General features: G+C 72.3%; 18 protein-coding genes. 7 read left to right on the forward strand and 11 right to left on the reverse strand.

Features of this window, described 5'->3' with window-relative positions; translation table 11 throughout:
* Positions 1-264, forward strand: a 264-nt coding sequence (locus HW578_RS11395; protein ID WP_198370677.1) for a PDZ domain-containing protein, incomplete at its 5' end; no start/stop codon positions are given.
* A gap of 52 nt (positions 265-316) precedes the next feature.
* Here HW578_RS11395 and HW578_RS11400 read toward each other — a convergent pair.
* From HW578_RS11400 to HW578_RS11420, 5 genes are all read right to left on the reverse strand, one after another.
* Positions 317-487: a hypothetical protein gene (locus HW578_RS11400; protein WP_198370678.1), complete on the reverse strand. Its 171-nt coding sequence runs from the start codon at positions 485-487 to the stop codon at positions 317-319.
* Positions 484-987: a DUF1003 domain-containing protein gene (locus tag HW578_RS11405; RefSeq protein WP_198370679.1), complete on the reverse strand. Its 504-nt coding sequence runs from the start codon at positions 985-987 to the stop codon at positions 484-486. Before HW578_RS11405 ends, HW578_RS11400 begins: the two co-directional genes overlap by 4 nt.
* Before the next feature lie 21 nt (positions 988-1008).
* A complete protein-coding gene (locus tag HW578_RS11410; protein ID WP_198370680.1) occupies positions 1009-1761 on the reverse strand; it encodes an SDR family NAD(P)-dependent oxidoreductase in 753 nt (250 codons plus the stop codon).
* A gap of 440 nt (positions 1762-2201) precedes the next feature.
* The gene (locus tag HW578_RS11415) at positions 2202-2633 is read right to left on the reverse strand and encodes a CBS domain-containing protein (RefSeq protein ID WP_198370681.1); all 432 of its coding nucleotides are present in this window, start codon (positions 2631-2633) and stop codon (positions 2202-2204) included.
* Between the two features lie 169 nt (positions 2634-2802).
* Entirely contained in the window at positions 2803-4569 is a 1767-nt protein-coding gene (locus tag HW578_RS11420) for a glucan ABC transporter ATP-binding protein/ permease (protein ID WP_198370682.1), read from the reverse strand.
* Positions 4570-4733: 164 nt separating this feature from the next.
* On the opposite strand from HW578_RS11420, the gene HW578_RS11425 reads away from it, so the two are divergent.
* The 3 genes from HW578_RS11425 (at position 4734) to HW578_RS11435 (ending at position 8765) form a co-directional block, all read left to right on the forward strand.
* Positions 4734-5723, forward strand: coding sequence for a Bug family tripartite tricarboxylate transporter substrate binding protein (locus HW578_RS11425; RefSeq protein WP_198370683.1), 990 nt, complete (start codon positions 4734-4736; stop codon positions 5721-5723).
* Between the two features lie 104 nt (positions 5724-5827).
* Positions 5828-6814, forward strand: coding sequence for a Bug family tripartite tricarboxylate transporter substrate binding protein (locus tag HW578_RS11430; protein ID WP_198370684.1), 987 nt, complete (start codon positions 5828-5830; stop codon positions 6812-6814).
* A 955-nt stretch (positions 6815-7769) separates the two neighbouring features.
* Positions 7770-8765 carry a tripartite tricarboxylate transporter substrate binding protein gene (locus HW578_RS11435; protein WP_198370685.1) on the forward strand — a complete coding sequence of 332 codons (996 nt, stop codon included), beginning with the start codon at positions 7770-7772 and terminating at the stop codon, positions 8763-8765.
* A gap of 189 nt (positions 8766-8954) precedes the next feature.
* Here the strand turns inward: HW578_RS11435 and HW578_RS11440 are convergent, their stop codons facing one another.
* The 3 genes from HW578_RS11440 to HW578_RS11450 form a co-directional block, all read right to left on the reverse strand.
* Complete coding sequence (locus HW578_RS11440; protein ID WP_198370686.1) at positions 8955-9734, reverse strand: enoyl-CoA hydratase/isomerase family protein; 780 nt, start codon at positions 9732-9734, stop codon at positions 8955-8957.
* 59 nt (positions 9735-9793) lie between these two features.
* Complete coding sequence (locus HW578_RS11445; RefSeq protein WP_198370687.1) at positions 9794-11041, reverse strand: Hsp70 family protein; 1248 nt, start codon at positions 11039-11041, stop codon at positions 9794-9796.
* Positions 11042-11261: 220 nt separating this feature from the next.
* Positions 11262-13406, reverse strand: a complete 2145-nt coding sequence (locus tag HW578_RS11450) for a malate synthase G (protein WP_198370688.1) — start codon at positions 13404-13406, stop codon at positions 11262-11264.
* Between the two features lie 305 nt (positions 13407-13711).
* On the opposite strand from HW578_RS11450, the gene HW578_RS11455 reads away from it, so the two are divergent.
* The 3 genes from HW578_RS11455 to HW578_RS11465 all read left to right on the forward strand — a co-directional run bounded on the left by HW578_RS11455 (position 13712) and on the right by HW578_RS11465 (position 16219).
* Positions 13712-15283 carry a gamma-glutamyltransferase gene (locus HW578_RS11455; RefSeq protein WP_198370689.1) on the forward strand — a complete coding sequence of 524 codons (1572 nt, stop codon included), beginning with the start codon at positions 13712-13714 and terminating at the stop codon, positions 15281-15283.
* Positions 15284-15359: 76 nt separating this feature from the next.
* Positions 15360-15779, forward strand: coding sequence for a PilZ domain-containing protein (locus tag HW578_RS11460; protein WP_198370690.1), 420 nt, complete (start codon positions 15360-15362; stop codon positions 15777-15779).
* Positions 15780-15838: 59 nt separating this feature from the next.
* Positions 15839-16219 (forward strand): hypothetical protein, encoded by a 381-nt coding sequence (locus HW578_RS11465; RefSeq protein ID WP_198370691.1) that lies wholly within the window; start codon positions 15839-15841, stop codon positions 16217-16219.
* 43 nt (positions 16220-16262) lie between these two features.
* Here HW578_RS11465 and HW578_RS11470 read toward each other — a convergent pair whose 3' ends face one another.
* The 3 genes from HW578_RS11470 to HW578_RS11480 all read right to left on the reverse strand — a co-directional run.
* A complete protein-coding gene (locus tag HW578_RS11470; protein ID WP_198370692.1) occupies positions 16263-16712 on the reverse strand; it encodes a DNA polymerase III subunit chi in 450 nt (149 codons plus the stop codon).
* 4 nt (positions 16713-16716) lie between these two features.
* Positions 16717-17130: a hypothetical protein gene (locus HW578_RS11475; RefSeq protein WP_198370693.1), complete on the reverse strand. Its 414-nt coding sequence runs from the start codon at positions 17128-17130 to the stop codon at positions 16717-16719.
* Positions 17127-18355 (reverse strand): leucyl aminopeptidase family protein (locus HW578_RS11480; RefSeq protein ID WP_198370694.1); only part of this gene is annotated, 1229 nt, incomplete at its 5' end. The genes HW578_RS11475 and HW578_RS11480, both read right to left, overlap by 4 nt.

Raw genomic sequence — 18355 nt, forward strand, 5'->3', positions numbered from 1 at the left:
CCAGGGCGGCTTGCCCGCGCGGCGGGGCGCGAGGGCCAGGGCTTCGGCGCGCGCATCGCCCGCGTGCTGCCTGGCGGGCCGGCAGCGCGCGCGGGGCTGGCGGAAGGCGACATCATCCTCGCGCTCGACGATACGGCGATCACCGGGGCCGAGGCCCTGCTGCGCTGGCTCGGCGCGGAACGGGTGGATGTGGAGGCGGAGCTGCTTGCGCTGCGGGGCGGCGAGCCCCGGCGCGTCATGGTGCGCCCGGCCGAGCGGAACTGAGGCGCAACCGACCGGAGGGTCGGATCCGTTCGCCGCGAGCGCGCGGGCTGTCCTATTCGTCCTTCTTCCAGCGCCAGAGCACGATGATCAGCACCGCGCAGACCAGGACCACGGTCGCGAGCATGCCCTGCACCACGCCGAAATTCGGGCTGTCGCGCGCCACGAAGAAGGCCGCGAGCCCACCGCCCAGCGCCAGCAGCACGCGGACGATGAGGCCGATCATGCGGACTTCTCCCGGTCCTCGAGGGTCTGCAGGCGCGTCAGCGTCTCGCGCAGCAGGGCGGTGAGCTCCAGCAATTCGCGCTCGCGCATCAGGTCCACCTTCTCGTGCAACAGGGCGATCTCGGCCTCGGCCCGCAGATTGACCTGATAATCCGCCAGCGCGCGCTCCCGGTCCACGTCCGAGAGGCGGTTCTGGCTCATCATGATGATCGGTGCGGTATAGGCCGCCTGGAAGGAGAGCATCAGGTTCAGCAGGATGAAGGGGAACGGGTCCCAGGCGCCGCCGCCCACCACCGCATTGCCGATGATCCAGGCGACCAGCAGCGCCGACTGGATGAGGATGAAGCGCCACGATCCGACCGCAGCGGCGACGCCGTCGGCCAGCCTGGCGCCGAGCGGCAGCGGTGGCGGCGGCCCGCTTTTGCGTCGCCGCCGCGCGATCGCGACGACGCGGCGGATATGGCTCGGGCGGTCATGGGGCGTGGCGTGGTTGCGCGTCATGCGGCGGCCTCCTGCGCGGCGTCAGTGGCTGGAGCGCAGCGTGCCACCATCCACATGGATCACCTGGCCCGTGATGTAGCGGGCGCAGGGCGAGCATAGGAAGGCGACCAGCACCGCGAGGTCGTCCGGCTCGCCGATGTAGCCGACCGGCACTTCCTTCTCGGCCCAGGCGCGGCGCGCTTCCTCGGTGGGCATGACGCGGGTGTCGATCTGTTCGGACCGGATGCGCCCGGGGGGGACACAATTCACCGTGATGCCGTCGCGCCCCAGCACGCGCGAGAGCGCCTTCGACCAGATGTGCACCGCGCCGTTGGGTGCGTTGGCGGGGTTGATCGAGAAGGGCTCGTCCGTGCCGGTCAGGCTGACGATGCGCCCCCATTTGTTCGCCTGCATGGACGGGATCAGGGCGTGGGTGATGCGCCGACCGGCCTCGAAGTTCAGCAGCATGGCCTCGGCCCAGACCTCGTCGGCGCCGAGGTCGGTCTGCGGGCGGGACCCGCCGGCATTGTTCACCAGGATGTCGCAGCGGCCGAAATGGTTCAGCACGGCGTCGCGGATGCGCGGGGCGGCATCGGGTGCGGTGATGTCCTGCTCGATCACCAGCGGCGTGGCGGAGGCCGGGAGCTCGGCGGCAAGTTCATCCAGCAGGTGCCGCCGGCGCGCGAGGATGGCGAGGCGGCAGCCCTCGGCCGCGAGCATCCTCGCGATGGCGCGGCCGAGGCCAACGGAGGCGCCGGTGACGAGGGCGATCTTGCCGGTGAGTTGGAGGTCCATGGGGTGCTCCGCGGGTATGGGGTGCGCAGAGCGTGGCACGGCCGCGGGCATGGCGCGATGCTGCGGCCTGCGACCGCGCCGGGCGCATCGATGCGCCGTGCGCAAGTCGGGCCAGCGCAGGCCCATGCCCGGCACTGGACATGGCCCGGGGAGAGCGGATCGCGCAGCGATCCGGGAGCGCACGGCGCGAACGCGCCCAGACGTTCAGCCGCGCCGGGCGCGGCAGTGCAGGGCGCGCAAGCCAAGCCGGCGCATGCCGGCGCCCGGCGCCTGAGGGTCAGAAAAACGCGGATCGCGCAGCGATCCGCGAGCGCACGGCGCGACCGCGCCCAGACCATCAGTGGCGTCAGGCGCACCAGTGCATGGCGCGAAGGCAAGGCGGCCGGACGGCCGCCGCCCGCCGTCTGAGGGCGAACAAAGACTCTCCCTGAGCCTTCGGTTCAGGCCGCGGTGACGAAGGCGCGCAGGTTCTCCGCCTCCTGCTCGGCCTCGGCGATGCGGGCCTTCACCAGGTCGCCGATCGAGACCATCCCGGTCAGCCGGCCATCCTCGATGACCGGCAGGTGCCGGCAGCGGTGCTTCGTCATGACGCCCAGCGCCTCGGCGATGCGCGTCTCGCCGCGCACCGTGATCAGGTCGGCGGTCATCAGCTCGCGCGCCGTGTGCGACAGCGCCGTCGCGCCCTCGCGCGCCAAGGCGCGGACGATGTCGCGCTCGCTCACGATGCCGAGGATATTGCCATCCAGGTCGCGCACCAGCACCGCGCCGATGCGATGCTGGGCCAGGGATTGCGCGATCGACGTCGCATCCTCGCCCGGTCCGACCGAGAAGACGTCCGTGCCCTTGTCGCGCAGGATCGCGCCGATTGTCATGCCCGTTTCCTCCCGTCTGCCGCAGGCCGGGGGGCCTGCGGGGCGCGGCAACGGGGCACGCCGGACGGAAGGCTGGGCGAGGCGGCCCGGCGAGACCCGGCCACGCAACCTGGGCGCGAAGCCTGCCAGGGTCGGGCGGCGCGGCGCAACAGGAAGCTGCGCGCTCGCGTCAATGTGCCGGTACGGCCCCGCCGGCGAGCTGCGTGCGCACCAGCTCGGCGAAGCGGCCATCCTGCGCGACCAGCGTCGCGAAGGGGCCGCGTTCGGCAACATGGCCGCCGTCAAAGACCAGGATCTCGTCGGCCTCGCGCACCGTGGACAGGCGGTGGGCGATGATGAAGGTGGTCCGCCCGGCCATCAGCGCCGCCAGCGCCTTCTGCACGCGGGCTTCGGTGGCGGCGTCGAGCGCAGAGGTCGCCTCGTCCAGGATCAGCACCGGCGGGTTCTTGATCAGTGCGCGCGCGATCGCCAGGCGCTGGCGTTGCCCGCCCGAGAGGTTGGCACCGCGCTCGCCCACAAGCGTGTCGTAGCCCTGCGGCTGGCGGATGATGAAGTCATGCGCCTGGGCCTCGCGGCAGGCGGTCTCGATCTCCTCCTGGGTGGCCCCGGGACGCCCGACCAGCAGGTTTTCGCGGATGGTCCGGCTGAACAGCATGGATTCCTGGAACACCACGCCGATGTTCGCGCGCAGCGATTCCAGCGTGATGCCGCGCAAATCGTGGCCATCGAGCGTGATGCGGCCCTCCGAGGGGTCCCACAGGCGCTGCAGCAGCGCCATGGCGGTGGATTTCCCGGCCCCCGTCTGGCCGACCAGCGCGATGGTCTGGCCCGGGCGCGCGGTGAACGACACCTCGCGCAGGATGGCCGGGCCGCCGGGATAGGCGAAACCGACCGATTCGAAGGCCACCTCCCCTGTCGCGCGGCCGATGTCCTGCGCGTCGGGCGCCTCCGGCACGCTCGAGCGTGCGTCGAGCACGGAAAAGAGCTCGGCGATGCGCGGCTGCACGAAGACCATGTGGGAGACGAAGCCGACCGCGCCTTCCATCCGCCCGATCAGCAGCGTGGCGAAGCCCATGAAGGAGACGATCTCGCCCACCGTCGCCTGGCCGCGCACATGCAGCACGGTGCCGAAGACGAAGATGGCGATGACGCAGATGGTCGATGCCGCGCGCGTCAGCACGGCCACGATCGCCCACCAGTTCAGCACCGGGAACTGGTGGTCGAGCACCTGGCGGATGATGTCGCCGAACAGCCGCGCCTCGGAGTTCAGCCGGGTGAAGGACTGGACCACCACCACGTTGGACAGCGCGTCCTGGGCGTTGCCGGCCAGGCGCGAATGGAAGGCCTCGACCTTCGCCTGGGCTTCCTGGGTGCGGCGGATCACCAGCGCCGAGACCACCGCGAAGACCACCACCAGCGCGGCCAGCAACAGCCCCAGGCGCCAGTTCATCGCCATGGTCAGCGGCAGCAGCACGACCAGCGAGACGAAGGTGATGACATGCTCGCGGAAGAAGCCGAGCCACAGGCCGAACAGGTTGTCGGTGCCCACCAGCATGATCTTCATCAGCCGGCCCGACTGGGTGTCGCCATGGAAGGACAGCGGCAGGGCGAGGACATGCTGGAAGTAGTCGTGCATGACGCGCAGCCGGTTCCGGTGTGCCATGCGGTCGGCGAACAGCCCGACCGCGACATTGCCCGCGATTCCCGCCAGGCCCACCACGCCCCAGATCACGAGAAGCTGCGTCGCTTCCGACCACAGGGCGGCCGTTTCCATGCGGTCCGAGCGCGACAGCAGGTCCACCACGCGGCCGAACAGCACCGGCTCGAGGAACTGCAACCCCGCCAGGCCAAGGGCCGCGATGACGAGGCCGAGCGCCATCGGCCGGTCGCTGCCCAGCATCCACAGGACGCGGCCATACAGTTTCAGGAACCCCATGCGCGCCTGCCCCCTGTCCGCGACGCCCCCGCGGGCCTGCAGCCTAGAGGCTTTTCCCACACCGCGGTATCGGTGGCGGCAGGTTGATCCCTTGGCCCTGCCGGGCCAGTTTGGCGCATCAGCATGACCTTGCCCGCCACGACGGGCACCGGGAGGAACAACCGATGATCGAACGCCGCGCCCTGCTGGGCGGCATTGCCGCAACGACCCTCGCCGCCCCCGCCTTCGCGCAGGCCTGGCCCGCGCGGCCGGTCCGCCTGGTCGTCGGCTTCCCGCCGGGCGGCACCACCGACCTCGCGGCGCGCGTGCTGATCGAACCGCTGACCACGCGGCTCGGCCAGCCCGTGGTGGTCGAGAACCGCCCCGGCGGCTCGGGCGGCAACATCGGCGCCGACGTGGTCGCGAAGGCCGAACCCGACGGCTACACCGTGCTGATGCAGACCGTGAGCAGCGGCGCGATCAACCACGGGCTGTACCGCGAACGCATGCCGCACCGCCCGGATGCCATGACCGCGGTGGCGCTGGTGGTGAAGGTGCCCAACGCCATCTTCGTGACCAACGGGCTGCCGCCGCGCACGCTGCAGGAACTGGTGGACTACGCGAAGGCGCGGCCCGGGCGGCTCAACATCGGCTCCTCCGGCGTGGGGACGTCGCTGCACATGACCGGCGAATTGCTGAAGCAGGCGGCGGGGATCGACCTGACGCACGTGCCCTTCCGCGGGGCGGGGCCGATGATTCAGGAGATCATCGCCGGGCGCGTCGAGGTGGGGGTGGACAACCTGCCCTCCGTCATCGGCCACCTGCGCGAGGGGCGGCTGCGGCCACTCGCGGTCACCACCGCCACGCGCACGCCCGCCCTGCCCGACGTGCCGACCTGCGCGGAGGCTGGCTTCCCGGCGGTGGAGGCGACCGCATGGTTCGGCGTGACCGCGCCGGCGCGGACGCCGCAGCCGGTCATCGACCAGCTCTCGCGCGCGATCAACGCCTGCCTGGTCGATCCCGCGGTCTGGGCACGGATCGAGGATCTCGGCGGGCAGAAGCCGGCGCTGACGCCGGATGGGCTGTCCACCCCCGCGACCTTCCAGGCCTTCATCGACGCCGAGATCGTGAAATGGGCCGAGGTGGTCCGCCGCGGCAACATCACGGTGGACTGAGGCGGGACGCGCGCGCGGCCGCGGGCATGGACCCGCCGCCGCGCGCGCCATAGGCTTCCCCCAAACGGGGCCGCAGGCCCCGGTCCGGGAGGGAAGGAACCGCCATGACGCTCGACCGCCGCGCGCTGCTCGCGACACCGCTGCTGGGCCTGGCCCGGCCCGCCTTCGCGCAGGCCTATCCCACGCGCCCCATCCGCATCGTCATCCCCTTCACCCCCGCCGGCACGACCGACCTGGTCGGGCGCCTGACCGCCGAGATGCTGGGGCGGCGGCTGAACCACCAGGTGGTGGTGGACAACCGCCCCGGTGCGTCGGGCAATGTCGGGGCGGAATTCGTCGCGCGCAGCGAACCGGACGGGCATACGCTGCTGCTCACCACCATCGGCACCGGCGCGATCAACTTCGCGGTCTTCCGCGACCGCATGCCCTACAAGCCCGAGGACCTCGCGGCCGTGGCGCTGATGACGCGCGTGGCCAACGTGCTGATGGCGGCGAACAATACCTCCATTCGCTCGGTGGCGGACCTGGTGCGGGAGGCGCGCGCGCGACCGGGCGCGATCAACTACGGCACCGCGGGCATCGCCACCTCGCCGCATGTGGTGGTGGAGCAGCTGCGCCTCGCCACGGGGATCGACATCACCCACGTGCCCTATCGCGGCTCGGGGCCGATGCTGACCGAGATGGTGGCGCAGCGCATCGAGACGGGCATGGACAACATCCCCTCCGCCCTGCCCTTCATCCGCGACGGGCAGATCCGCGCCATCGGCGTGACCAGCGCGGCGCGCAACGCCTCGATGCCCGACGTGCCGACCATCGCCGAGCAGGGGTTGCCGGGCTTCGAGGCGACCGCCTGGTTCGGCGTGCTGGCGCCCGCCGCCACGCCCGCCGCGGTGGTGCAGCGGCTGGGGGCGGAGATGAACGCCATCGCGCTCGACCCTGCCTTCCGCGAGCGCATGGCGGCGCTGGGCGCCGATGTGCCGGGGCTGACGCCGGATGGCGGCACCACGCCGGCCGCCTTCGCCGCCTTCCTGCGCGCCGAGATCGCGAAATGGTCGGATGTGGTGACGCGCGCCAATATCCGGGTGGAATAGGCAGGCGGGACGAGGCGCGAGCCGGAAGCGCCAGGGTCACTAACCGCCCGGCGCGACACGCGGTTGTCGCTCGGGCGCTTGCGCGGGTGCTCGCCCTCAGGCGATGACCATGCTCGCGATGGCGACCACGAGGGCCCAGAGCGGCAGCGACACCGCTACGGCCAGCAGCACGCCGACAGCGGGGCCCTGGTCGCCCCACCGTGACATCCGGGTGTTCGGCTGCGCCACGGGAGCGGGGGCGTCGGCCATGGCTGCGCCTGGCGCCATCGCGTCCGCGGTGCATGACATGGGCGACGATGCCTGGGCGGCTGCAACCATGGATGTTCCCCTCCGCGTCGACCGGTCCCGACGGAGTGCGCGCCGGGACCATTCCCATGCCGGGTTCGCGCTGCGCTGGCGTGCCAAGCCCCTCGCCGGCGTCAGGGCGCGCCCGACATCCCGGAAAAGTAGTGTAACGCGCACGGGGATGTCACCAAAAATCCCACATTATATCATTTTTGATTTCGTCTCAGTACGCGAGCGGTCGTACAGATTTTCTTCATGTCCCGACAGCCTATCGGCTTTGCCCCAGGGTGCGGTCATCCTGCGCACCCCCCGAAGGCGACGTCGAACAACACTCCGGTGGCGATGATCGGCAAGGCCGCGATCGCCAGTACCGGGAGCGGCGAGGTCCGCGGGCGCGGGCGGACAGCGAAGACGTCGAGGTCGTCGCGAAGGCGCGCGGGTTCATCATCGCGAAGGCACGCGGAATCGTCGTCGCGCTTCCCCTCGCCCGGGCCTCGCTCCCGCGCCGCCACCCCTGAATCCTGCCCGACCGAGGATAGCCGTACGCCGGCCACGCCAACGCGACAGCGGGCGCGCCACAGGGCATAACGGCAACCAGGGCCGGACCAGCACGACGCAGACCGGCCCCGCGTCAGGGGCGACGAACGCCCCGGCACCGAGGAGGACGCCCATGACCATCGCCCGCCGCCCGCTGATCGCCGGCGCGCTCGCCGCGCTGCCCCTGCCTGCCCTGGCGCAGGACGGGCCCTATCCATCGCGCCCCATCCGCATGATCGTGAACTTCCCGCCGGGCGGCACCACGGACATCGCCGGCCGGGTCTATGCCGAGCGGCTGCAGCAGCGCGTGGGCCAGCCGGTGCCGGTCGAGAACCGCGGCGGCGCCACCGGCAATATCGGCGCCGAGGCGGTCGCGCGCGCGGCACCCGATGGCTACACGGTGCTGACCACCGCGGTCTCGCCGGCCGCCATCAACTACGCGCTGTTCGGCGCGCGCATGCCCTACAAGCCCGAGGACCTGGCCGCGGTCGGGCTGTACCTGCGCGTGCCCAACGTGATCATGGTGCATCCCTCGCAGCCGATCCGCACCATCCAGGAGCTGGTGGACGCGGCGAAGGCGCGGCCCGGCGCGCTGAACTACGGCAGCGCGGGCAGCGGCGGTTCGCCGCACATGGCGATGGAGATGTTCAAGCTGCGCGCCGGCGGGCTGCAGATCACGCATGTCCCGTTCCGCGGCGCGGGGCCGATGCTGATCGAGGCGGTGGCCGGGCGGCTGGAATGCTCGGTGGACAACCTGCCCTCCTGCATCGGCCACATCCGCGACGGGCGGCTGCGCGCCCTGGCCGTCACCGGGCATGTGCGCAGCGGCGTGCTGCCGGACGTGCCCACCCTGGCCGAGACGGTCGCACCCGGCTTCGAGGCGACCGCCTGGTTCGGCATGCAGGCCCCGGCGCGCACGCCGCGGCCCATCATCGAACGACTGGGCGCCGAGCTCGATGCCATCAGCAAGGAGCCGGCGGTGCGCGCGCGCCTCGCCGACCTCGGCGCCGATCCGCCGAACCTGACGCCGGATGGCGGTACATCGCCCGCGGCGTTCGAGGCCTTCATTCGGGACGAGATCGCGAAATGGGCGGAGGTGGTGCGCGCCTCGGGCGCGACAATCGATTGACGTTGTTGATTGACCTCAATCGCCGGCGCGGCCATGCGGCCGCTTGGCTATCGCGCCCCGCACTGGTGCACCGGACGCGGCTGACAGTCCGGGCGCGGTCGCGCCGTGCGCTCCCGGATCGCGGCCGTGCCGCGATCCGCGGTTTATGATCACGCGCCGGCCGTCGCGGCCGATCGCGGTAGCAGCCCGTCACACGCCGCGGAACACCGGCGCGCGCTTTTCGCGGAAGGCCGCGAGGCCCTCCTGGATGTCCGCGCTCTCCTTGCAGATGCGCGCGCGCTCCTCGCAGGCGGCGACGTCGAGCGCGCCGTGGCCGATCTCGTTCAGCGCCTGCTTGATGCCCTGCACCGCCAGCGGCGCCATGGATTCCAGCGTGGCCGCCAGGCGCTCCACCGCCGCATCCAGTTCGCCCGGCGGCACCAGATGCGTCAGGTAGCCGATGCGCAGCAGTTCCTCGGCACCGAGCTTCTCGGCCGTGAGGAACAGTCGCTTGGCGTTGTTGAGCCCGAGGCGCGAGACGTAGCGGCGCAGCCCGCCCGGGTAGTAGTGCACGCCGAGCCGCGCGGCCGGCATGAACATCTCCATCCCCGTCACGCCGATGCGGAAATCCGCGGTCAGCGCCAGGTCGGTGGAGCCGCCATAGACGCCGCCCTGCAGGCGCATGATGGTCGGCACGCGGAGCTTCTCGAAGCGGTCCACCATGGCATCGAAGCCAGGCGCCCTCGCCGCCGCCTCCTTGTCCTCGGCGAAGCCGCCCAGGTGGAAGCCGGCGCTGAAGGCCGGGCCGGAGGCGGCCATCACCAGCACGCGCAGGTCGCGATTGGCATCCACCGTGTCGAAGTATTCCAGCAGGCGGACGATATCGCCGGGCTCGACGCGGTTGCGGTGCCGCGCGCGGTGCAGGCGGATGATGGCGCGGCGGCCGCTGATCTCGAGGCTGGGCGGGTCGAGGCGGGTGTCTTCGGTCATGGCGTGGTCCTCTCTGGGCGCAGTCTCGCCGAAGCCGGCGCGGAAGGCCATGCGCGGCGTCAGCCGGGCCCGGCGCCCATCAGCGCCAGGCCCTCGGCCACCGAGACGAACTCGCCGCCGGCCATCACCCGCGCCGGGCCGAAGCGCGCCTCGAAGATCCGCCGCACGGCCGGGACCAGCGAGGTGCCGCCGGTCAGGAACACGCGGTCCACCGCACCGGGCGCGATGGCGGCGTCGGCCAGCGCGGCATCCACCGCCGCGCCGATGCGCGCGAGCTCGGGCGCGATCCAGGCCTCGAAATCGGCCCGCGCGATCGGCGCGCGCAGCGCGAAGCCGCCATGGCGGAAGTCGAGCACCGCCGCCTCCGACGCGGAGAGCGCCGCCTTCACGCCGGAGACCGCGCGATACAGCGCATAGCCGGCATCCGCCTCGATCAGCCGGACCAGGTCGTGCAGCGCGTCGGGACGCTCGGCAGTGCGCGCCACCTCGGCGATGTCGCGCAGCGTGCGCGGCGCGCGCATCATCGACAGCTGGTGCCAGCGCGCGAAGCCCGCATACCAGGCGGCGGGCAGTGGCAGTGGATCCCCGCCCATGACGCGATAGGTGCTGCCCTTGCCCAGCCGCGGCGAGACGACGTTGTCGATGATGCGGTAGTCGAAGGCATCGCCCGCGATGTCCACGCCTGCATGGCCGAGTGCCGCCACGCGCGGCGGCGGGCCGGGTTCGAATCGCAGCACCGAGAAGTCGGAGGTGCCGCCGCCGAAATCCGCCACCAGCACCGTCGCCGGTGCATCGAGCCCTTGCGCGAAGCGATGCCCGGCGGCGGCGGGTTCCAGCGCCAGGGTCACGTCCGCGAAGCCGGCCTGCGCGAAGGCGGCCAGCAGGCGCTGCGCGCCGAAGGCATCGTCGGCGGTTTCGCCCACGAAGCGTACCGGTCGGCCGAGGGTGATGCGCGCCCCTGCCAAATCCGGCGCCAGCGGGCCGAGCCAGTGGCGCAGGAAGCGAGCCACCAGCGCCTCGATCCCCCAGGCGCGGCCGAGGATGCGCGTCTCGGTGAAGCTGCGCTGCGCGAGATAGGACTTCATCGACATGATGAGACGGCTGTCGAGCGGCGATTCGAGATAGGCCTCGATCGCCGCCGGCCCCGCGGCGTCATGCGGGCGGCCATCCGCGCCGGCCCAGAAGCACAGCACGGAGCGGAACACCTCGGCGTTGTCGAGACGCAGCGTGCGCGCCGTGCCATCCGCCGCACGCAGCGCCACCACGCTGTTGGTCGTGCCGAAGTCGATGCCGATGGTGGGGTGCATGGGATCCACGGATGGCGGGCGTTGGCGAAGCGGTGCGCCGCGGCGCGGCGGCTCAGGACGAACCGGCGCTCGCGCCGCCGGGGGCGGGATGCGGGGCCTTCGCTTCGGAGAGCACCGAGGCGCCGCCGGCCCGGGCGTCGGTTCGTCCCGGCGTCGGGCCAGGATGATCGTGACGGCCATCCGGGGCTTCCGTGGCCCGCGCCGAGGAAGCCCCGTGGCGTCAGGCCGCCTTGGCCTCGCGGCGGCGGCGCGTCAGCACGAACTCTGTGTAGCCGTTGGGCTGCGCCGCGCCCTCGAACACCAGGTCGCAGGCCGCCTTGAAGGCCGGCCCGTCGAAGCCCGGCGCCATCGGCACATAGGCCGTGTCGCCGGCGTTCTGGCGGTCCACGACGGACGCCATGCGCTTCATCGTCTCCATCACCTGGTCGCGCGTGACCACGCCATGGCGCAGCCAGTTGGCGATGTGCTGCGATGAAATGCGCAGCGTCGCGCGGTCCTCCATCAGGCCGACATCGTTGATGTCCGGCACCTTGGAGCAGCCCACGCCCTGGTCCACCCAGCGCACGACATAGCCCAGGATGCCCTGCGCGTTGTTGTCGAGCTCCGCCTGTACGTCGGCCGGCGACCAGTTGGTGTCGCGCGCCAGCGGCACGGTCAGGATGTCGTCGAGCTTCGCGCGGCGGCCGCACTTCGCCAGCTCCTCCTGCCGCGCCGCCACGTCCACCTCGTGGTAGTGCAGCGCGTGCAGCGTCGCGGCGGTGGGCGACGGCACCCAGGCGGTGTTCGCACCGGCCTTCGGGTGGCCCACCTTCTGTTCCAGCATCGCGGCCATCATGTCGGGCATGGCCCACATGCCCTTGCCGATCTGCGCGCGGCCGCGCAGCCCGCAGGCCAGGCCCGTATCCACGTTCCAGTCCTCGTAGGCCTTGATCCAAGGCAGCGCCTTCATGTCGTTCTTGCGCACGACGGCGCCGGCTTCCATCGAGGTGTGGATCTCGTCCCCGGTGCGGTCGAGGAAGCCGGTGTTGATGAACACCACGCGGTCCTTCGCCGCGGCGATGCAGGCCTTGAGGTTGACGGTGGTGCGCCGCTCCTCGTCCATGATGCCCATCTTGAGCGTGGCGCGCTTGAGACCCAGCGCATCCTCGACGCGCGAGAACAGCGTGTCCGCCCAGGCCACTTCCTCGGGCCCGTGCATCTTGGGCTTGACGATGTAGACGCTGCCGGCGCGCGAATTCATCCGCTTGCCGCGGATGTCGTGCAGCGCGATGGCGGCGGTGCACAGCGCGTCCAGGATCGTCTCGGGCACCTCCGCGCCGTCGAGCGTGACGGCATCCGTCATCATGTGGTGCCCCACATTGCGCACCAGCATGACCGAGCGGCCATGCAGCGTCATCGCCCCGCCCGAGGGCTTCTGGAACACGCGGTCCGGGTTCAGCCGCCGGACCATCGTGGTCCCGCCCTTGTCGAATTCCGCGGCGAGGTCGCCCTTCATCAGGCCGAGCCAGTTGCGATAGACATCGACCTTGTCATCGGCGTCCACGGCGGCGACGGAGTCCTCGCAATCCTGGATCGTGGTCAGCGCGGATTCGAGCACGACGTCGGCGATGCCCGCCGCATCCGTCTTGCCGATCGGATGCGCGCGATCGAACCTCACCTCGATGTGCAGGCCGTTGTTCACGAACAGGAGCGCGGCGGGGGCATGCGCCTCGCCGAGGAAGCCCACGCACTGGCCCGGCCGCGCCAGCCCGACCTTGCCGCCATCCTTCAGCGTGACCTCGAGCGCCCCGGCCTCGAGCCGATAGGCGGCGGCGTCCGCATGGCTGCCGCGCGCCAGCGGCACCGCGCGGTCGAGCACACCGCGCGCGCGCGCGATCACCGCCGCCCCGCGCGCCGGGTCGTAGCCCTTCACGCGCGGCCCCGCCTGCGGAATGGCGTCGGTGCCGTACAGCGCGTCGTACAGCGACCCCCAGCGCGCATTGGCAGCGTTGAGCGCATAGCGGGCGTTCGAGACAGGCACCACGAGCTGCGGGCCGGCCTGGGTCGCGATCTCGGCATCGACATCCGTGGTGCCGACCTTCACCTCGGCGGGCTCGGGCATCAGGTAGCCGATCTCGCGCAGGAAGGCGGTGTAGGCGGCAAGGTCGATCGGCTTCGCCGGGTTGGCGCGGTGCCAGGCGTCGATCTTCGCCTGGAGGGCATCGCGCTTCGCGAGCAGCGCCGCATTGGCGGGGGCGAGGTCGCGCAGGATCCGCTCCATGGCGTCCCAGAAGCGCGCGGGCTCGACCCCGGTGCCGGGCAGCGCCTCGGTCTCCATGAAGGCGCGGAGTACTGGCGCGACGACAAGGCCCTTCGATGCGGGCATGGCAGCATCCTCCTCAACGCAGACGCCCGACGGGGCGCGAAATTCGGCGGTGTCCTAGGCGGAAAGACGCCGCGGGGCAAACAGCGAGGTCTTGCGGTGCAGCGCCTCCGGCAGGGCTTGTCCTTGCGCGCCTCCGGCAGGGCTTGTCCTTGCGCGCCTCCGGCAGGGCTTGTCCTTGCGCGCCTCCGGCAGGGCTTGTCCTTGCGCGCCTCCGGCAGGGCTTGTCCTTGCGCGCCTCCGGCAGGGCTTGTCCTTGCGCGCCTCCGGCGCGACGCTGCCCCGACGCCCGAGAAAGGAACGCCGCCATGGCCTGGACGCCGCCCCCGCACGTGACGCAGCACTGGCAGGTCACCAAGCCCGGCGCGACCGGCAAGCGCGGCATGGTCGCCTCCCAGGCGCGCGATGCCGCCGAGGCCGGCATCGCCATCCTGGCCGAAGGCGGCACCGCGGCCGATGCCGCGGTCGCCACCGCCTTCGCCCTCGCTGTCGTGGAACCCTGGAATTCCGGCCTGGGCGGGATCGGCTTCACCCAGGTGGCCGGGCCGGGCATCCCGGCGCAGACCTTCGATTTCGGTCCGGTCTCGCCGCATGCGCTGGACCCCTCCGCCTTCCCGATGACGGGGAAGATGAAGGACGACCTGTTCACCTGGCCCGAGGTGTTCGAGGACCGCAACGTCCACGGCCCGCTCTCCTTCGCCATTCCCTCCTCCGTCGCCGGCTATGCCGAGCTGCACGCGCGGCACGGGCGTCTGCCGCTCAAGGTGGTGATGGAACCGGCCATTGCGCTGGCGAAGCGTGGCCTGGCGCAGGACTGGTTCACCACGCTGAAGGTGGCGAACAGCGCCTCGGTGCTGCGGCTGTATGACGAGAGCGCGCGCATCTACCTGCCGAATGGCCTGCCGCCGGTCGCTCCCTATCAGGGCAGCCCGGGCTTCTTCCGCCAGGGGCGCCTCGCCGAGACGCTGGAACGGCTCGCGAGCGCAGGGCTGCGCGACTTCTACGAGGGCGAGGTCGCCGGCGAGCTGCTCGCCGATTTCCGCGACATGGGATCGCCGATCAGCGCGGCCGACCTGGTCGGCTGCAAGGCGCTGGTGCGCCCTGCGCTCGAAGCCGCCTGGCGCGGCAAGCGGCTGTTCCTGGCCAATGGCCTGACCGCCGCACCCACCCTGCTGCGCGTGCTCGAAGGGATGCGCGGCGCCGATTTCTCGGGCGCAGCACCCTCCCCCGCCTGGTATGCGCAGCTCGCGCGCGTGATGCGCGATGCCTATGCGGAACGGCTCGCCGGGCTCGGCGATGCCGAACCCAAGGCCGCCGAATCCTGCACCACCCACCTCACCGTCTGCGACAAGGACGGGATGATGGTGGCGATGACCACGACGCTGCTGTCGTCCATGGGCTCGCGCGTGGTGCTGCCCCGCTCGGGCGTGCTGATGAACAACGGCATCATGTGGTTCGACCCGCGGCCGGAGGCGAAGAATGCGATCGCGCCAGGGAAGCGGCCGCTGACGAACATGTGCCCGGTCATCGCCGGGGATGGCGACGTGCCCTCGATCGCGGCCGGTGCCTCGGGCGGGCGGCGGATCATGGCCTCGGTCTTCCAGACGCTGTCCTACGTGGCCGATTTCGGCATGACGCCGGAGCAGGCTGCGCATCATCCACGGCTGGACGTCTCGGGACCCGAGGGGGTCACCGCGGACATCCGCCTGGGCGCCGAGACCATCGCCGCGCTGGCGAAGGACGCCGTGGTGACCGAGGTGGAGCACGCCGTCCTGCCGGTGAACTTCGCCTGCCCGAACCTGATCCGCATCGCGCCCGACGGCACCCGCCAGGGCATCACGGATGCGATGAGCCCCTGGAGCGCCGCCCTGGCGGAGTGACGGGCCGCCCAGCGACATTTGTTCCCGCACCGAGACTTGTGCGCTAGGCTTCCCGCCGATCGTGAGCGGAGGGGGGATGTCCGACACCGTCCCGGGGCCAGGGGCCCCGGCGGGCCAGGCTCCACCGGCGGGAGCCGGGGCGTCGCCGCGCGACTCCGCCGCGGTGATCCTGCAGGGACTCGGCGAGCGCCGCGAGGGGGCACGCGTCGAGGTCCAGCTCCCCTGCACGGTCTTCATCGGATCGCACGTCCATGACGGCACGCTGCGCGACGTCTCGACGGGCGGCGCGATGGTGCATGGCGTGCGCGGGCTTCTCGCGGGCGACCTGGTGCGGCTGCGCCTCGCGCGCCTCACGGACCACGTCTTCGTGGCCGAGGTGCGCGGCGTGAGCCTGCTCGGCGTCCACCTCGCGATCCGCGCCGGGGCCGACCAGGCGCTGTGGCACGAGGCCATCCGCGGGCTGCTCCCGCAGGAACCTCCGGAAGCCATGCGTTAAGGCCGCCTCCCTAGCCTGCGACAGCCCCGCCGCGGCGGCGGGGAGGAGGTCAGGTCAGCATGGGTCTCGAGTGGGGTGCGGCCAACCGCGGCGCCGCATGGGGCAGTTCCGCCGCCGTGGCGGCCGCCTTCGGCGCCGCGCCGCATCGCCTGCATCGCGTCGCCGAGCCCTGCACCCTGCGCTCGGCCAATGGGCGCGTGCGCGACGGTCTAATGCGCGAGGCGGGCGCCACGGGCGCGGTGGTCGCCGGGGTGGGTGGGCTCGCCCTGGGGCAGGAGGTGGACCTGGTGCTGCCGCGCCGGGGCGGCCTGAGGCTGCGCGCGCGCATCGCCGGGATCGGCGTGCTCGGGCTGCTGCTGGATCTCCCGGCGGCGGATTGCGCGGCGGAATGGCGCCATGCGCTGCTTGGCATGACGGAGGGAAGCTTCCGCGCGGCCTGACAGCCTGCCAACAGCCCCTTTCACGGGAGCCGCGCGCGGCCCCTCAGGCCTTGCGTTCCCAGCCGCCGGCACCCTGCTGCCAGTAGGTCAGGGCGTGGCCGGCCGCCTTCGCTGCAGTCCAGCGGCGGCGCGCCGCGGCCACCGCCTCGGGGTCGCCGCCGTCGAACAGGTCGAGCACCCGGTCATACGCCGCGAGGCGGGCACTGTCGGCCCCGGCCACCAGCAGCAGGAAGCGTGCGCCATTGGCCGGTGGCGCGTCATCGGCGCCGAGCAGGATCGGCTGCAGCGGGTCATGCTCGCCGCCGGCCAGGCCATGGGGCAGCCAGTCCGGGTCGCTCGCGAGCCAGAGCGCGGCATCGAGCGCCCGGGCGCGCTCCGCCTCGCCGCATAGCACATGCGCCCGCCCGCCCGAGGCCAGCACGCGGCCGAGCAGCCGGGGCAGCGCCTGTTCGAGCGGCGTGCGCGTCAGGTGGTAGAAGCCGATCTCGGCCATGGCGTCACGGCCGCGGCGCGGCGCCGCCGCAGCGCAGGCGATAGGCGTTGTGGCTCGGCGCATCCGCGTCGGGGCCGCGCACCCAGGTCTCGACCAGGATCGCGCCGTCGGGCTCGACCACCGCCCGGTTGAACACGAGCGTGCTGCGCGGCGAGCCGACGCGCTCCGGCACGGCGAGGAGGCGGACCGAGACGCCCGCGCCCATCGGCACGAAATCCGAGATCGAGCGCTCCCCGGTCTCGAGCACCAGGACAACCCGGCGCAGCGTCCCGTCCTCGATGGCGGCGGCATGGCTGCGCGCGGTGACCATGTCCGGGCGCGTCGCGAGCACGGTGGCGGAGCACGGCACCAGGGCCTGGCCGGCGGCGAAGCCGGGCAGGAGGGCAAGCGCGGCGGCAAGCGGCGTTGCGCGTCTCATGCGTCCTCCTCGAAGCGCAGCGCGACCAGGCGGTCGAGCAGCCTTGCCCCGAAGCCGGTCGGTCCGGCGGGGCCGAGCGCATGCGCCTCCTCCGCCGTATCGACGCCGGCGATATCGAGGTGGGCCCAGGGCGTGGTGCCCACGAATTCGCGCAGGAAGGCCGCCGCGTGGCAGGCGTCGGGCAGGAAGCGCCCGCCCCAGGCGCCCGAACCCGCCGGGGCGCATTGCCGGAGGTCGGCGATGTCGGACGTCAGCACCTCTCGGTGCGTCTCGCCGATCGGCATCGGCCAGAGCGGCTCGCCCACCGCCTCACCCGCCGCGGCGATGCTCGCCATCAGCACCGCGTCGCTGCCGAACAGCCCGGCGCGGTGATGGCCGAGCGCCGTGACGATCGACCCGGTGAGCGTCGCGAGGTCGATCACCGCGCGCGGGCGGAAGGCGGCGATCGCGTGGTGCAGAGCATCGGCCAGCACCAGGCGGCCCTCGGCATCGGTGTCGATCACCTCGACCGTGCGGCGCGAGGCGGTGCGGATCACGTCGCCGGGGCGATAGGACGCCGCGCCGGTGGCATTCTCGGCGATCGCGAGCACGGCCACGGCCGGCGCGGGCGAACGCCGCCGCACCAGCGCAAGCATGGCCCCGGCGCAGGCCGCCGCGCCCGCCATGTCGGCGCGCATCGCCTCCATGCCCTCGGCCGGCTTGATGGAGATGCCCCCGGTGTCGAAGACCATCCCCTTGCCCACGAAGGCGACGGGGGGCGCGGGCAGCACGCCGCGCCAGCGCAACACCGCAAGGCGCGGCGGGTCGGCGGCGCCGCCACCGACCGCGAGCAGCGCGCCGAAGCCATGGCGCTCCAGCCAGCTGCGACCATGGATCGTGACCTCGATCCCCTCCTCGGCCAGCGCTTCGAGGCGCTCGGCGAAGCGCCGCGTGGTCAGGTGGTTGGCGGGCTCGGCCACCAGGTCGCGCGCCAGCAGGCAGCCGGCGAGGCCCGGCGCGAGGGCCGCGAAGGCGGCCTCGGCGGCCTCGGGCGCATCGGCATGCACCACCAGGCGGCGGATGCGCTTGGGCACGTCGCGCGTGCGATGCGTGTCGAACCCCCAGGCGCCGAGCACGATGCCTGCCGCCAACGCGGCGACCTGCGCCGCGCCGAGCCCTGCGGCGACCAGCGCGACCTCCTCCGCGGCGCCGAGGGCCAGGACCGCGGCCGCACCGGCACGCTCGC

Source organism: Roseomonas rosulenta, assembly GCF_016106005.1.
GTDB lineage: Bacteria > Pseudomonadota > Alphaproteobacteria > Acetobacterales > Acetobacteraceae > Neoroseomonas > Neoroseomonas rosulenta.